At 36.0% G+C, this 14,547-nt stretch carries 13 protein-coding genes; all 13 read right to left on the bottom strand.

Annotated elements, in window-relative coordinates; translation table 11 throughout:
- The 13 genes from fnlA to wcaM all read right to left on the bottom strand — a co-directional run bounded on the left by fnlA (position 1) and on the right by wcaM (position 14,540).
- Entirely contained in the window at positions 1-1,035 is a 1,035-nt protein-coding gene (gene fnlA / locus OGY83_RS24505) for a UDP-N-acetylglucosamine 4,6-dehydratase/5-epimerase (RefSeq protein ID WP_048235062.1), read from the bottom strand.
- A 12-nt stretch (positions 1,036-1,047) separates the two neighbouring features.
- The gene (locus tag OGY83_RS24500; protein ID WP_286637113.1) at positions 1,048-1,836 is read right to left on the bottom strand and encodes an AglZ/HisF2 family acetamidino modification protein; all 789 of its coding nucleotides are present in this window, start codon (positions 1,834-1,836) and stop codon (positions 1,048-1,050) included.
- 4 nt (positions 1,837-1,840) lie between these two features.
- Positions 1,841-2,455 (bottom strand): imidazole glycerol phosphate synthase subunit HisH, encoded by a 615-nt coding sequence (hisH, locus tag OGY83_RS24495; RefSeq protein WP_079940119.1) that lies wholly within the window; start codon positions 2,453-2,455, stop codon positions 1,841-1,843.
- Positions 2,452-3,594 (bottom strand): N-acetyl sugar amidotransferase, encoded by a 1,143-nt coding sequence (locus tag OGY83_RS24490; protein WP_191214335.1) that lies wholly within the window; start codon positions 3,592-3,594, stop codon positions 2,452-2,454. The genes hisH and OGY83_RS24490 overlap by 4 nt, the downstream gene beginning before the upstream one ends.
- Positions 3,575-4,804: a hypothetical protein gene (locus tag OGY83_RS24485; protein WP_191214334.1), complete on the bottom strand. Its 1,230-nt coding sequence runs from the start codon at positions 4,802-4,804 to the stop codon at positions 3,575-3,577. Before OGY83_RS24485 ends, OGY83_RS24490 begins: the two co-directional genes overlap by 20 nt.
- Positions 4,805-4,910: 106 nt before the next feature.
- The gene (locus OGY83_RS24480) at positions 4,911-6,116 is read right to left on the bottom strand and encodes a hypothetical protein (protein ID WP_191214333.1); all 1,206 of its coding nucleotides are present in this window, start codon (positions 6,114-6,116) and stop codon (positions 4,911-4,913) included.
- 165 nt (positions 6,117-6,281) lie between these two features.
- Positions 6,282-7,523, bottom strand: a complete 1,242-nt coding sequence (locus OGY83_RS24475) for an MATE family efflux transporter (RefSeq protein ID WP_286637112.1) — start codon at positions 7,521-7,523, stop codon at positions 6,282-6,284.
- An 80-nt stretch (positions 7,524-7,603) separates the two neighbouring features.
- Complete coding sequence (neuC, locus tag OGY83_RS24470; protein ID WP_286637111.1) at positions 7,604-8,764, bottom strand: UDP-N-acetylglucosamine 2-epimerase; 1,161 nt, start codon at positions 8,762-8,764, stop codon at positions 7,604-7,606.
- On the bottom strand, positions 8,761-10,026 hold the full coding sequence (locus OGY83_RS24465) for a cytidylyltransferase domain-containing protein (protein ID WP_286637110.1): 1,266 nt from the start codon (positions 10,024-10,026) through the stop codon (positions 8,761-8,763). Before OGY83_RS24465 ends, neuC begins: the two co-directional genes overlap by 4 nt.
- 3 nt (positions 10,027-10,029) lie before the next feature.
- The gene (gene neuB, locus OGY83_RS24460) at positions 10,030-11,070 is read right to left on the bottom strand and encodes an N-acetylneuraminate synthase (protein WP_191214330.1); all 1,041 of its coding nucleotides are present in this window, start codon (positions 11,068-11,070) and stop codon (positions 10,030-10,032) included.
- Between the two features lie 5 nt (positions 11,071-11,075).
- Positions 11,076-11,696: a NeuD/PglB/VioB family sugar acetyltransferase gene (locus OGY83_RS24455; protein WP_191214329.1), complete on the bottom strand. Its 621-nt coding sequence runs from the start codon at positions 11,694-11,696 to the stop codon at positions 11,076-11,078.
- A 390-nt stretch (positions 11,697-12,086) separates the two neighbouring features.
- Positions 12,087-12,980: a GalU regulator GalF gene (gene galF, locus OGY83_RS24450; protein WP_079937532.1), complete on the bottom strand. Its 894-nt coding sequence runs from the start codon at positions 12,978-12,980 to the stop codon at positions 12,087-12,089.
- 165 nt (positions 12,981-13,145) lie between these two features.
- Complete coding sequence (gene wcaM, locus OGY83_RS24445) at positions 13,146-14,540, bottom strand: colanic acid biosynthesis protein WcaM (protein ID WP_286637109.1); 1,395 nt, start codon at positions 14,538-14,540, stop codon at positions 13,146-13,148.
- Positions 14,541-14,547: the final 7 nt, after the last annotated feature.

Below are 14,547 nucleotides of genomic sequence, written 5' to 3'. Positions count from 1 at the left end.
TCATGAATCCAGGTCATATTGTTCACCAGCACGAAGCGCTCGAATGAAGGCCAATTTGAGCAAGAGAGCTTTCATGCCTTCAATGTCCAACCTTTGAGTATTATGAGAGTTATAATCTTCAACCTCAGATATGCGGCTATCACCTTGTTCAACATACTTTCCATAATTAAGGTCACGAAGATCTGGTGGAACGCGGTAATAATCTCCCATATCTACAGCAGCGATCATTTCCTCTCGACTAAGCAGAGCTTCAAATAATTTCTCACCATGACGTGTACCAATAATATTTACTGGATGATTCGCAACATTTAGTAAATCCTTTAAAGCAATTGCTAATGTTTCGATAGTTGCAGCAGGAGCTTTTTGTACAAAGATATCGCCATTATTACCATGTTCGAATGCATAAAGAACTAAATCTACTGCATCCTCAAGAGTCATCATAAAACGGGTCATATTAGGGTCAGTAATTGTAAGTGGCTTTCCGGCTTTAATAAGATCAACAAATAATGGAATCACTGAACCGCGAGATGCCATAACATTCCCATAACGGGTACCACATATTACTGTTTTGTTGCGATCAACATTACGGGATTTCGCAACCATAACCTTTTCCATCATAGCTTTTGAAATACCCATTGCGTTGATCGGGTATACAGCTTTATCAGTACTTAGACATACAACCCTTTTCACTTCATTCGCTATAGCTGCTTCAAGAACATTTTCCGTACCAAGGACATTAGTTTTAACAGCCTCCATAGGATGAAATTCACATGATGGAACCTGCTTAAGTGCTGCTGCATGATATATAAAATCAACACCACGAGTCGCATTCAAAATACTACGGTAATCTCTGACATCACCAATATAAAACTTCAACTTTTGATTATTATATTTTTTCCGCATATCATCTTGTTTCTTTTCATCGCGAGAAAAAATCCGAATTTCTTTTATATCTGTGGAAAGAAAACGATTCAATACAGCATTACCAAAAGACCCGGTACCACCAGTAATCAATAGTATTTTATCTTTAAACATCGTAAACCCTTATTAATAATTTTTTATTAAACCATTACAAATCATATCTTTCTGTTCAGGTGTAGGATAGCTTATCAATACCGCTCTATACTTCCCTTTAAATACAAAAAGACTACCAGCCGCTGCCCCAACGATGCCACATTGGTCAATCAATTCGGAAAGATGTTCATAACTACCCGCCCCACCGAGAAATGTAACAGGAACGTTTATTTGAGATTTGATAGTCGAGGAATATGTCACATCATATCCCCCCATAACACCATCATTATCTATAAAATTGATGACAATTTCACCCGCACCCATAGCAGCCATTTCTTGTGCAAACGAGATAGGATCGATTTTATGCGTCCTGGTGTTATTCCTAGTCGAAAGCTCATATCCTTTTGAGAAAAGACCTTTTCGTTTGATAACATCCAGCACAACAACAACACTTTGTTTACCAACTGCTTCTGCTAACTCTCTGACAAGATTTGGATTTTCAACGGCAGCTGCACTTATTGATACCTTTTCAACACCAAGAGAGATAATTTTTGCAGCCTGTGCTGCACTGGTTACCCCTCCTCCATAGCACAAAGGCATACGACATTCCGCTGCGAGTTTTTTTATTAAATCATAATTAGGTTCTAACCCCATGGACGTCGCATCAATATCAAGGACCATCAATTCATCAGCTTCTTTCTCATTGAAAATTTTGACGGCGTTAATTGGATCACCTACATACTTCGGGGATTTAAAATTAACTGTTTTGACTAAGCCAGAATCGTGGATAAGTAAACAGGGTATGATTCTTGGTCTAAGCATGTTATTAGATCTCTGCGAAATTTTTTAATAGTTTACAGCCTGACGAATGGCTTTTCTCTGGATGACATTGAATACCATATATGTTGTTCCTACCAATAATGCAATGAAAATCATGGCCATATTCGGCAGTTGCTAATACATCACCTGCATCATCACATTCGTAATAGAATGAGTGTAAAAAATAAAAGGAAGGTTCTTCTTCAAAACCTTTCAGCAATGATGCATTTACTTTCTTAATTAGATTATTCCACCCCATGTGCGGCATAGGGAGGTTTTTTGACAAGATATTGCTGCTGAATGCTCGAACTGTACCTGGAATCCATCCTAAACCAGGCATACTCCCCTCCTCACTAGAGGTCGCAAGCATCTGCATACCTACACAAATACCAATAATTGGAATCTTTTCCTCAAAAATACGCTTTTCAATACTATCTCGTAAACCTGAGTTATTAAAAAGAGTCATGGCCTGGTCAAAAGCGCCAACTCCAGGTAGTATTAAATGCGTAGCACTTTTAATATCATCGACGGAACGAGCAACATCTGCATTAATTCCTAGTCGCTTATATACATTTAGGAATGCTTGTATATTTCCAATACCATAATCAATAATTTTGATCATCTGAAATACCGTTTTTCCAATCCAAGTGTACGTAGAACATTTGCACCTAAACCAATCAACCAACGTTTATTTTTATAATCTTTGTAGGTTTTTTTGGGCATAGTAAATAGCTCTTGCAACTCTTCAACACTAATACCAAGTTTATGAGCAACATACTCAAACTCTTGCTCAAGAAAATGTTCATCCATTTCTGGTTTTGAAAGCCTCTCAAGAGCTTGTTCTCGAGTCATCTGGCCTGTCATAATTAAGCTTGAGAAATGAGCTCTCCGTTTCTCATAACCAAATCTACGCGGCAGCCAATAATCTTCATAGAAGCGAGTGAAACGGGACTCATGATGTTTATGCTGGAAGGGTTGCCAGCCAAATTTTTCACTAAGTTCATTTTCAGCATCTTTCTTATTGAAAGGAACTAAATTCAATGGATGGTGCACTTTCATACCAAGAATTTTCTGGTAAAAGAGCTTATAGACCAATATATCCACCAAGGGGAATGTATTTAATGGCCGTGTTCCAAACTGTCTGTGGATATCATTAAATAATAGAGTATCAATACCTAAATACCCTCCCCATTCTTCTGGTTCACGACAACACTCAGTAGAGAAATTTGAACCAGTAATAACATGTTTAATTTTATGTTGTCTAGCAAACTTATATAAAGATGAAAAGAACGAAGCGTCCTGAACTAAATCTTGATCTGGAATTCCTGATTTCAGGAAAGATAGTTGAAGATCCTTCATTTCCTCCCAGTTTACCACCTCTGTATAAAGATCTAACCCAAGTCCTTCAATAAGTTTTTCAATATTACCAACTGCCTGATCTGTATTCCAGCCAGCATCAACATGGAATAATAACGGGCGAAGCCCCATCTTTTCTTTTGCAATATATGCAGCATATGAGCTATCTAGTCCCCCTGAAAGGCCTATAATACAATCAAAATCATTACCTTTAGCATCTTCCTTTATTTCTGCAGCAAGATTCTTAAGGCCATCTCCATTGACTACCCCAAAATTCCAATTTGGCAATATGTTATTCTTGAAATTATTGCAATAATCGCACTCTCCTCTTTCATCAAAGACTATATTAGGATCAGATGTATCCATAATACAGCTGCTACAAATTTTATAATTTTGACTCTTCATATTTACCCCAATTTAAAATAACTTTCGCAACAATTTCATCAACTTCATCTGAGTGTACTACATGTAGCCCATGAAATAAAACCGGTATTCCCTTTTCTTCATATTGATAAGCAAGAGTTGATGGATATGAAATTACTATATCTACATCAGGAAAAAATCTATCATCTGTAATAAAATTGAAGTTAAAATTTCTGACTTCTAAGGAGGCTCTTGCCTTAGGATGTTCTTTATAATAAATAGTACAGTTATTAATTTTTCTATTTATTTGAGAACAAATCCTCAGTTGCTCTTTCTCACACAATGAGTGTCCAATGAAAAGCAATGTTAGCTGACTAGATGTCACCTGAGACAGAGATAATTCAGGTTTGCTATATTCCACTTCTATAATTTCAGTTAAACTTGGATCTAATATTTTGTCAGAGAAAAACTTATACTCTAGTTCATCGAATACTACTATTTTACCTACATGCTTCAATTTATATGGTATTTGAAAAGCCAAGTAGGCATTTGAATCAAGTGCTTTTAAAGAACCATGCTGCACAAGAGTATATCGGTTCTTTTTTTTGCCAGATATAACATCAATCAGTACCGCCCAGCGATCATAGTGTTCGCTACTTACAATTTCTCCTTGTATCTTATTCAGTGCTATTGCTACAAGAAACCATGATGGGGCAGTGTATATTTGAAGGACCCATTTAAGATGATTGACAGACTTAAAAAAATATAAAAACGTAGATATACTAAGTAACATGCTTTTGAAAATTTCATAATATGAAACAACTTCATATAATGAAATGACTGTATCATTATGCTTACTTTTACAAGACAATGGCGCTATAATGTTTAATTCATTTTCAGTTGATTTATTTTTCTTGAAATAAGTAATGACTTGTTCCGTCCCTATTTCTGAGAATGAAAAGTAGTAGAAGCCATTTTTGTTAGTTAGGTAGCGTTTTTTTGTTTTTATTTTCCCACATACTGCAATTATAAATTTTAATATTGGATAAAGTATAAAACCACCCAATATAAAAAAAATCATAAGTAAAATATACACCGCCCACAACTTATAGATGGAATATACCCACTTGCTGATACGAGGCATCGCTGGCATTCTATTTTTCATGCCAGCAATTAATAGTTCATCAATGGAGATTTCATTTTCAGTTGCCAACATATAGCAGTGTAGATATTCTTTATAAGAAATACTCATTAAGACATGCCCATTGTTTATGGTAAAAATTACATTCTAATAAAAACTTTTATTACTTAGTTTTATACATGCTTGCAATCAATTTAAGAAGCTAAGACGTAATATTTTAATTCGTCAATTTCTTTTTATCTCTATTTTCCTTGGCTAAATAGATCACTGATACAAATATTAACATTGCTGATGGAGTGAAATAACCTGAGCCTCTTAGCAAAAAGTACATTATGCTCATTATTAAAACTGAACTAAAAAACTTTGTTTTTTTGTCATTATTTTTAAACCATATACAGGCTAAGAAAATAGTATAAATAAAGAAAGCACACCCTAAAAATCCAAATTCGACAACTATTTTAGATATAAATAATCCGCCATCATATAAGTTTGAATCTGTATTACCACCTCTTAACTGTCCAATTATTGAAGCAAACATACCTCTTTCATTGGAATAGCCCATTTGTTGCAACCCATACCCAAGTCCATAACTATCTCGTAAAGCTAAATATGCCTGCTCATATCCAGATAATAAAGTTAATGTTGAGGTATTTGTTGATTCTTGACTGACATCTAGACGCTGTGAATAATAACTTAGTTCATCATTATTTAATAATCCAATGATAGATACGTATACCAAAGCTATGGCAACTGTTATGGCAAATAATGATTTTGCTCTCATGAAGTTTATAGCTATCGCAATAATAACCCCAACAATCAATGTTAGATTCTGTATAACTAGTGCAGTGAATAAAAGAGGAATCCCATAGAGTATGTTTGATTTTTTTTGAGAAATTTTATAACAATAAAAAATTGTAACTATAAGAGCATAATGAGAGGGCTCAGTAAAAAATAACATTTTCTTGCTAGTACCACTACTTGATAATATGAAAACGGAACAAGCCAGTCCCAAAATTATCAGCAACATAAATAGATGTGATACTATTTTTTCAAATTCCTGCTGAGTGATATTAGCAATTGCTATACTTGAAAAATAACATGCAGATAATATGTAGATTATAGATATTAATGACATGATACTTTTTAGATATGTATTATCACTATTCTGGAAAAGAATAGTACAGATCACCAAATGAAGTAATAGCACCAAGAACAATATGACACTGAATATTAAAAATGAGCTACTTATTTTAAATTTATTAAAGCCAGTTAAAAATACTAATAATAGTAGTATAGTTGATATCAATAAAACACCAATAAAGTTTGAGTCAACTCCATCGAACAACACCATTAATAGACCTGGAATCAGTACCATTCCATTCAAAAATAATGTAGCCAGTACTCTATTGGTATTCAATTGCATTGTGTGGTTCAACCTTTTCGTATCTATTGAATTTAATGAAGATCCATTGAGAGCACGAATACTCATTCAAAACAATAAAATTTCAATCATACTTCATTATGCCTATCAAAACGAAGTAATAAATTAATAGCTAATTTAATATTATAAAAACTGTTAGCACGTGTATTATCTGATTCTAGCCAAAAGTTTCATAAACATAGCTAGCTTTAAAAAAAGTAAAACTGTAAACGAAATAATCATTCCATAAGCAATATAATTAATGTCAGCAGCTTTTAGTGTTACATAAAGGGACGCCAAAAATAATAAAAATGTCAGACACTGACTCCATACTATCATCTTATCTTTTCGTAAAGCATAAAGACCTAAATGAGGGATAAGGCTTAAGCAATAGATGAACGTTGCTATAATTAATAACAGAAATAATGGAAGCAACTCAAAATACTCTTTCTTACCAATCCAATTAATAAGGATATAACCAGTAAAGAAGCAGCAAATACATAATAAAAATGACACGGCTATTAATTTTATTGCAAATAACTTCATCCCAATAATAAATTCAGCATATTCCTTTCGGTAACACAGTTTTGCTAACTTGGGAAAAGAAAAGGATATAAGGATAGTATCAAGGAAAGATTGTATTGCTGCAGTCATACTAATAAATAAAGTGTATGCACCAAGAGTCTTAAGTCCAGAGATGTGTTCAACGGTAAATCTATCAAATGTAAAAAATCCTCTAAGCGCTAAAGCCGCTATTAGCATCGGTGCGGAAAGGATAATGCCTTTCTTTATCCAGTGCCAGCTAATTGTTGATGAATGATAATTTTTATGTTTTATTAATATATAAACAACACCAGTAACACTTGCGCAAAACGTTCCAAATAGCCATAGAGTGAAAACGGTAAGCAAAGTTCTTTGTGAAGGGAAAAATAGCATAATAGCTATCACTATCCAGCACCAAAGTCCTTGTCGGATAAACAAAACAAGACTAGCAAAAGCTTGACTTTCGAGAGTGATCAATATTCTATTAATTTCTTGAGCCACATGTTCAAAGAAGAGAATAGCAATGAACCAGTACTCACTTCCTTCTGGAAGGAGAGAATAGTATTTGATAATAAAAAAAATAGGAATGTAAAATATATATGATAAGACATAGAAAAATGATTGATTCTTCAAAATAAAAAAAAGATCATCAATTTTCGAATTTATTATTTCACGTGTACTATAAGTATAGAATTCAAACCCAATAGCAAAAATTGCGTAACCAACTGCAGCGCTAATAAGCCCATAAACACCCAAATCAGATGATTGCAGCAATTTAGCTAATATAATTATAAACGCAAATTTACTCAGTAACGTAAAGCCCCGTATACCTATACTAGAGTAATATACAAAATGAGATTTTTTCATTTAACAATTCAAAATACTTAAACATTATAGTTGATACAACATTAAAATTAGAGTTTTCTAAATAGATAGCTCCCTCGAACTTACAAATCATAAAATTCTTTGAAGCCTAACTTAGCAAGATCATTTGATATAAATTCTTTTATTATTTTTATAATTCTATCTTTAACGTTTTCCATAAAATATGGGTTTTTAGAATTTTCCAAGTTACTAATAAAACTATTTTCGGTTACCTTTAAAATTGCTTCACGGATATCTTCTCTTTGACAAAGAGTATCGACAACACTTTCTCCTCGAATACGCCCTTTCTGACGATCGCCAATATTTATTGTTGGAACTTTAAGGCTAGGTATTTCAATTAAACCCGATGAGGAATTTCCAATTAAACCTATGGAATATTTATTTAGTGCAAGATATTCTTCAGGTGTTACTGATACCAGGTAACGACATCCATAGCGTTGGCAAAAAATATCTGTCATTTCTTTTATTTTGTGTGCACCTGTATCAGAATTAGAACCAATAAAGATAAAATCGTATTCTTTTCTAAAATATTCTAGTGCACTTAAAAGCTCAGAGAATTGACTTTCAACGGATGAGTTTGACAATGTCTCTGGATGGAAAACCACAACAAAATATTTGCGTTCCAGTTTACCTAATTTCTTCTCTAATTCATTTTTTTTTGGTAGGTCAAGTAAGAAACTATTTTCTGCACCTAATGCACCAACATTAAATACGAAATGAGGATCTTCACCAAGTTGAATAACTCTTTTTCGATATTCTTCTGTTGACACTAGATGCAGGCGGCTCATTTTCGTTATTGAATGTCGGATAAATTCATCATAGTTACCTAACGTCTTCTCACCGCCATGAAGATGAATAATAGGTAGGTTATGCATAGCAGCAGCTACTGCTACTGAGAATATTTCGTATCGGTCCCCTAATATAATGACAGCATCATATTTATTTTCCTGGAAATGCTCACCAAATTTTTGCTGGCATATTGACATAGATTTCAATATATCGGCATTTGTTTTATTATTTAACTCTAAATCAATTAATTTTTTAATTATAAAACCATCTTTCTCGATGGTTTTATATGTATAACCATATTTTGAATCGCAATGCATTCCTGTGGCAATAATAGATAAATCAATATCATTATCATCTTTCAGACTTTTTAAAAGTCGTTTCATAATGCCATATTCGGCTCTTGAGCCAGTAACATAGAGCAATTTTTTTTTCATTTTAAGACACTCGAAATATCATTTTCTAACTGTTTGTATGCTTGTAATGTGAAATGCAAACCATCATAAGTATATTCTTTATTCAGATTGCCAAATCCATCATAAAAAGATGGCGATAAAGGCGTCCAAATAACATTATCTAGTTTGCTAAAATATTCCATCATTGCTGAGTTTAATTTTTTTATGGTATTATTATTCCTATCTATTCTTCCAAGAACAGGCGGCACTGCAAGTAGGAATATAGTAACATTTGGGTTTATAGATTTAATTCTATCGATCAGTTTTTTCGTCCATGTTATAGTATATTCTGGATTCCAACCATCGATAACAATATCATTTGTTCCTGAAATTAATAATACATACTTACCAATATTTGTGAGTATGTCTTTTTCCATTATATATTTATAATATCTTTCGCTATCAATGCCAGCAATTCCTAGATTGTTAACCTTCATTCCAGATATATTATTAAGCTCCCAATAGTCAAAAATTGAATGTCCAATCAGTGTAATCGGATAAGCTTTATTAAATAAATCCTTTTTATCAGAAATACGTTTGATTATGGCATTGTCTAGTATTATTTTTTTATTTCTTTTGGTTTGAATAAGAATTGCCATTTCAAAATCCAATTGATCATCTATATCAATAGAATCTTCTTTATTCATGATATAGGCAATACTGTCAGCACCAAAGAAATGTTTTTTCCTTAAATAATCAGATACGTAACCAATAAAAATTGCACCGTTTGGGCAATATTCTTTTTTATTTTGTCTACGATAGTTGCTGAAATCAGCGTCAAAGTTCTTCAATGATAATGAATCATCAATCGGTTTAATTAATGCTGAACTTTTATTACTTTCTACTACAGATACTAAAAATTTCGCATCATTATTATTTTCAAATTGTTTAACAGCGTTCTTGATATGCTTATAATTACGGAATGGAGATGTTGGTTGTAAAAGTACAAAATAATCATAACCCTTACATTTATCAAGCACATCTTGAATTACCATAAAGGAGGTAGCCGAATCTGATGCTAATTCCTCTGTACGCAATATTACTTCCGCACCATATTTCTCTGCAATGTTTTTATATTCTAACGAATCGGTTGAAACAATAACCTTATCAAATATATCTGAATTAATGGCTGCTTCGATAGTATAAGCAATTAAGGGACGATCCAAGAGCATTAGTATATTTTTACTAGGCAATCCCTTAGAGCCAGACCGAGCAGGAATTATGGCAATTTTTTTTAATGACACAACTTAGACCTCTTGTTCACTAAATTCAGAGTGTTCAATTAGTTGATCTTCATCAAAATCCTTTTCAGCTATTTTCCCTAATACTTCATACCAATGCATTGGGCTAATTCCGTTTCCTGGTCGTTTTGTCGTGATATTTTCCGTTGTAAATACGTCACCTTTTTTTATTACACATTTAGCGACAATTGATTTACGGGCTACTATTTTATTTTTCCGTTCTGAATTCGTTACCAATTTATCATAACTGCCAAGCGAGGCTTCTACTGCACGTATACCCTCGCATAGTAATTTAAGTTCTTCTGGTGTTACGGAAGCTTTATGATCTGGACCTTCAAAATTTTTATCCAGTGTAAAGTGTTTTTCAATAAAAGTGATACCGTAAGGCACTGATGCAATACCAGCAAAATAACCGGGTGAATGATCAGAAAATCCAACATTGTATTTACTGAAAATGTTCTTGAATCCAGAAATCGTATTCAAGTTTACATCTTCAAAAGGCGTTGGATATTCTGTATTACAATGCAATATTGTTATATTTTCAGGAACAATGCCATTATCAGTAAAAACTTTTAATGCCAAATTGATCTCATCAACTGTTGCCATTCCTGTTGACAGTACGATCTTTTTATCTTCGATTGGTAATCTGGCAATTTTTTCTAAATACGGTAAGTTCAATAATTCACCTGATGGAATCTTCCAAACCTTTTGATTTCTGGATGCAAGAAAATCGATCGAATCAAAATCAAATGGTGTTGAGAATACATCTAAGCCAAGTTCTTTTGCATATTCTTCCAGTTTCACAAATTCTTCATATGGTAACTCTAACTTACGAGTCATATCTAATTGAGATTCTTCATTTCCTGTAACTTTGATTTGATATTCGGCCTTAGGGGCATACTTTGAGATAAGTTGATCAGCTTTAAATGTTTGGAATTTCACAGCATCAACCCCAGCTGATTTTGCTTCTTTAACCATTTTCTTAGCTAACTTGAAATCTCCGTTATGATTACACCCAATTTCAGCAACAATATAAATCTTCGACATAAAAATCACCTTGTTCTAATAAATTTTGTAGGGGCTCCAGCCACTACTACATTGTCAGGAATATCACGAATAACTACAGATCCAGAACCAATAATTGACGAATTACCTATTTTAAGTTGCCCATTAACAACGGTACAACTTCCTATAAAGGATTTATTCCCAACGGAAACATCGCCATTTAGAACAACATTAGTGGAGATATTTGTACAATATGATATATAATTCCCATGTTCTACTAATGCTCTCGTGTTTACCACTACACCATCTTCTAGTTCTGAATCACAGTTAATGATGGCCATTTTCCCTACATAAATACAGGTACCAAGCCTGGAACGCTCAGAAATTATAGATGTTCTATCAATTACATTGATTGTTGTAAGTTGCATTTCTTCTATTAACTTCATCCATAAGGCTCTGTAATCAGGATCACCGATCGCAATGAAGTAAACGTATTGGTTAGGTTTATCTATGACATTAAAAGCATCACCTAAAATAGGGTATCCTTGATGCTCACCTGTTTTAAACGTATCAATGAAACCTTTGATTTCGTATTTTTTATGATCCAAACTATCAATTACAGTCTTAGCAAAACCACCAGCGCCAATAATTATTAATTTTTGCTTCATATTCATACCATTTAATGGTTTGGTAAGATAATTCCACCTTTGTTACTTATATTGTTGGTAACGATAATATATGGGCATTTCAAAAATGCACGCTACCGCCCCTGGCCTTACAGCTACCAGAGCACTACCTAACAATACGCCAAAGATGTATCCAGCCCCGCCTGCGATAGCAAAGTAATCTTAAACTCAAACGCTAATTGTCTTACCAAATGCGACCAGAAACAAGAAAAAATCCAACAAAAAGCAGATTAAACTTGGTAGGTTAACTTGTTGTTATTGGTCATTTTTCATAAAAAAACGGCAGTAACATTCCATTGCTTAAAGCATAGAAGCTGGGATGTTAGCTGCCGCTATTTTTTCTGGCTTACCGTCACAAAGACGTGTAAATCTCTACTCGCTAAGCAACTTCTCAATGCTCTTACGGAACTTCGGTCCTTCCTTCAGGTTACGCAGACCATATTTAACGAATGCCTGCATATAGCCCATCTTTTTACCACAGTCGTAGCTGTCGCCGGTTATCAGCATGGCATCAACAGACTGTTTTTTAGCCAACTCTGCAATAGCATCAGTCAGCTGAATACGTCCCCAGGCACCTGGAGCAGTTTTTTCCAACTCAGCCCAGATATCAGCAGAAAGCACGTAGCGCCCTACGGCCATCAGATCGGAATCCAGCGTTTGTGGCTGATCCGGTTTTTCGATGAACTCAACGATACGGCTGACTTTACCTTCGTTGTCCAAAGGCTCTTTGGTTTGAATAACCGAGTACTCAGACAGGTCGCCATCCATGCGTTTAGCCAGCACCTGACTACGTCCGGTTTCATTAAAACGAGCAACCATGGCAGCCAGGTTGTAGCGCAGCGGATCCGCACTTGCGGTATCCAGAACGACGTCAGGCAACACGACGACAAACGGATTATCCCCAACAATTGGACGAGCACAAAGAATGGAATGACCCAGACCCAGTAACTGAGCCTGACGAACGTTCATGATAGTCACGCCCGGAGGACAAATAGACTGCACCTCGGCTAAAAGCTGGCGCTTAACACGCTGCTCAAGGAGTGATTCGAGTTCGTAAGAGGTGTCGAAGTGGTTCTCAACCGCGTTCTTAGACGCATGAGTCACCAGAACGATTTCTTTGATACCGGCAGCTACAATTTCGTCGACAATGTACTGAATCATCGGCTTGTCTACGATCGGCAGCATCTCTTTAGGGATTGCCTTCGTGGCAGGCAACATGTGCATCCCCAGACCTGCTACCGGAATAACTGCTTTCAAATTAATCATTAAGTCATTCACCTATTCAATTGTTGCTGAATTATAGCTTTTTAGCTTGTTTTAGCCAGTATGAATTACATTACTCCGATGCCGCGTATGTTACGCCGCTTAACTGCGGAATGCAGTAATCTTAATCCCAGGCGGGTACAACTTTTGCCAGGAATGGTCGCAAAATTACTTCCCCTGCCCCGGCAGTCGAAAATTCACCGCTTCGACATTCACCACCTGATGGTTTACCCGGTCGATGTCAACTGAACTTTCTCCTCTTTCGTTTACCGCATGAACGTTGGCCAGCGAAATCAACGTGTCCTGCCTGGCCATAAACTTGCCACGTACGTCCTGGCGCAGATCGAATTGCATCTTGAGCGCGGGTCCTGTTGCGGATTGCTGCATCACCTTGATGTTACGTAAAAAAAGGTGCTGCGGTTGGTTGTGCAATTCAAGCGTGGCTCGCTTCATCTCCACGTTGGTGATGGCCACGAACGACGTTGCATTACCTGATGAGATCTGAATGCCGCGTAATTTATATTCAAGTTTCGTGTTATCCAGATGGATATTATTTAACTTAAAGTTCTGCGGAATGGATAAATATCGTCCTTTAATAACACCGTAGCCAATGAGCATGCCAGCGCTATTTTCCATATTGATATTATCAATCACGAAATTATCACAGCCATAAATAGCGATCGTCGCATTATCAATGCCCGCTTCCTTACTATAATCTGGAGTGATGTTTTTCGCGGTAATATTACGAATAATAAAGTGCTTGCCGTTCTCCACATGCACTAGCTGTCGACAGTCGCTACCAGTGATATTCGCCACCACAAAGTTTTTTACCGCCAGGTCATCGGGATAGGTATTGTCATAGGTACTGCCCGCCAGTCCGATGCCGATGCCCCAGTTCACGTTGCCATTGGTACAGTTAATACGTTCAATGACATGATCAGAAATGAGGATGTTGCTGTCGTTGATCGCCACATTCCACTCAATGGCATCTCCCTGTAGATCGCTAAAACGGCAGTTTGTAATCTTTACGCCATCCATCCGGTTATGAAAGCCCTGACGCAGGATCCCATAGTTAGCGTGCGTGACGGTAATATCCTGAATAGTCAGATTGCGCATCAGCCTCGGTGTTTTGCCGCCGATATAGACTTGCGTCACTGGGCCGAAACCACTCATGGCAATCCCTTTTATTACGCAGTCCGAACCGCGCACATCGAGGGTAACGTTCCTCAGGCTCCCGCCCTGCTCGCCCATCACCTTACATCCATCCTGCAGAATAAAGCGCCCTCGGCCATTGCCGCTTATTCGCCCTTGCAGGTGTAGCGTTTTGCCAGGAGGAATAACGATAACGGTATTGATATCCTTACATTCCAGTCCTTTGGGTACGACTACCGTTTGTCCTTCTTTGAACGCCTGCCTGAAAGAAGCGACCCAATCCTTTGGGTTGTAATCCTGAATGTGGACGCTGCCCGATGATTCAAGCGCCCGGACAACGGGAGAATGCAGCACGACAAGCGCAGAGCCTGCCGTCAGAAAAGTACGGCGTGAGAGTTTGTTCTCTGACATACAACCT

This window comes from Citrobacter sp. Cpo090, from assembly GCF_030332665.1.
Classification (GTDB): Bacteria; Pseudomonadota; Gammaproteobacteria; order Enterobacterales; family Enterobacteriaceae; genus Citrobacter; species Citrobacter portucalensis.
This window is presented reverse-complemented; position numbering and strand designations above follow the sequence as displayed.

Coding starts and splice junctions, on each gene's coding strand:
- OGY83_RS24475 (WP_286637112.1), bottom strand. CDS start 7,523: ATGAAAAAATCTCATTTTGTATATTACTCTAGTATAGGTATACGGGGC.
- OGY83_RS24490 (WP_191214335.1), bottom strand. CDS start 3,594: ATGAAGAGTCAAAATTATAAAATTTGTAGCAGCTGTATTATGGATACA.
- OGY83_RS24485 (WP_191214334.1), bottom strand. CDS start 4,804: ATGAGTATTTCTTATAAAGAATATCTACACTGCTATATGTTGGCAACT.
- neuB (WP_191214330.1), bottom strand. CDS start 11,070: ATGTCGAAGATTTATATTGTTGCTGAAATTGGGTGTAATCATAACGGA.
- wcaM (WP_286637109.1), bottom strand. CDS start 14,540: ATGTCAGAGAACAAACTCTCACGCCGTACTTTTCTGACGGCAGGCTCT.
- neuC (WP_286637111.1), bottom strand. CDS start 8,764: ATGAAAAAAAAATTGCTCTATGTTACTGGCTCAAGAGCCGAATATGGC.
- fnlA (WP_048235062.1), bottom strand. CDS start 1,035: ATGTTTAAAGATAAAATACTATTGATTACTGGTGGTACCGGGTCTTTT.
- OGY83_RS24500 (WP_286637113.1), bottom strand. CDS start 1,836: ATGCTTAGACCAAGAATCATACCCTGTTTACTTATCCACGATTCTGGC.
- hisH (WP_079940119.1), bottom strand. CDS start 2,455: ATGATCAAAATTATTGATTATGGTATTGGAAATATACAAGCATTCCTA.
- galF (WP_079937532.1), bottom strand. CDS start 12,980: ATGATTAATTTGAAAGCAGTTATTCCGGTAGCAGGTCTGGGGATGCAC.
- OGY83_RS24455 (WP_191214329.1), bottom strand. CDS start 11,696: ATGAAGCAAAAATTAATAATTATTGGCGCTGGTGGTTTTGCTAAGACT.
- OGY83_RS24480 (WP_191214333.1), bottom strand. CDS start 6,116: ATGCAATTGAATACCAATAGAGTACTGGCTACATTATTTTTGAATGGA.